At 41.9% G+C, this 1,247-nt stretch carries 2 protein-coding genes; both read left to right on the top strand.

Annotation, left to right across the window (positions count from 1 at the left end; translation table 11 throughout):
* Positions 1-88 precede the first annotated feature (88 nt).
* Positions 89-637 (top strand): hypothetical protein, encoded by a 549-nt coding sequence (locus HC733_RS22250; RefSeq protein ID WP_190367158.1) that lies wholly within the window; start codon positions 89-91, stop codon positions 635-637.
* 80 nt (positions 638-717) lie between these two features.
* Positions 718-1,247, top strand: a 530-nt coding sequence (locus HC733_RS22255) for a phage protease (RefSeq protein WP_238937671.1), incomplete at its 3' end; no start/stop codon positions are given.

The raw sequence follows: 1,247 nt of genomic DNA on the forward strand, positions 1-1,247 counted from the left end.
AATTCAGGAGAGTGGTTTCTACGTTTTCTAGTCATCATCTATTCCAATATTTTTGGTTACTATAAAAACAGAACAATCACTTAAAGTCATGTCCGAAAATTGGGGGCCAGTTCTTAGTTACCAATCAGGTTCAGAGTTTAAGTATGACGCAATTGAATTATTAAAATCCATGCTCCCATCAGCAATAAACATCATTGCAGCGCTTTCGCTTGCGGCTAGAGACTTGAAATCCAGTTCATATCCATGTTCGCTTGTTAAATGGCAACATTATAATATTGGGGTAGACTCTATTGAATTGAATTTAGATAAGGCTACTGAGGGCAAACAGGAAAGATTCTGTTTTGAGTTCATCCAGAAATATGAATATTATTTGCCAACTGTAAAAGCATCTGAAGTAGAAGTTAAAAGCCGTATATGCCGAGGCCATACTGCAATTACTTTGCTTCAAAGGTTATTTGCTGCCTGTATATTTCATATAGGACGTGAGCAGAATGAAGCGCTAGCGCTAAAGGATGCCAACAAGTTTTCTAGTATAAGTGAAAGTAGTATCTCGAACGCACTTTGCCAAGCATGGTTAGGTGCAATTTCAAAAGGGTACGAAAATTACCCAATACATTTAGTAGACTCAGTTGCTTGATATTTATTAACCCAGTTTAAAATACACTTCCACTCCAAATCCACATACTGGCACCAAGACAAACGTTTTAGTGCCAGAACATGCCAAACACCACAACCGCCCAAAGCCTAGGTTTAGCCATATGCAATGTTACTGCTTTGCCCAACGAGCAAGGCATTAGCGAGCGCGTTTTAATTATCCCTGATGGTGAATTTGCCAGTCGTGATGGCCGCCCTTTTGATGTGCCTAGCCGTAAGTGGCTTATGGATGATATCGCCTTTGCTAATTTGCAGATGAGTGCTGGAACTCGCAGCAACGATTTTTTGTTTGATTACGAGCACCAAACCCTACACAAAGAGAAAAACGGCAAGCCTGCACCTGCCTCAGGCTGGTTTAAGCCCGATGCCTTGGAGTATGTACCCGGTGAAGGTGTGTATGCCAAAAATGTAGCGTGGACCAAAACTGCACATGCCGCACTACTTGCCAAAGAGTACCGTTACGTTAGCCCCGTATTTTTATACGACAAAAACACAGGCCGCCCCCTTGTATTACTGCACGTTGCATTAACCAACGACCCTGCATTAACGGGCCTTAATGAAATCGCCGTATTAAACGCCCAATTTTTTACCCA

This window comes from Pseudoalteromonas sp. S16_S37 (assembly GCF_014694405.1).
In the GTDB taxonomy this organism is placed as follows: domain Bacteria; phylum Pseudomonadota; class Gammaproteobacteria; order Enterobacterales; family Alteromonadaceae; genus Pseudoalteromonas.

What these genes read in the sequence shown, in the direction of transcription:
- HC733_RS22250 (WP_190367158.1), top strand. Translation starts at nt 89, where the DNA reads ATGTCCGAAAATTGGGGGCCAGTTCTTAGTTACCAATCAGGTTCAGAG.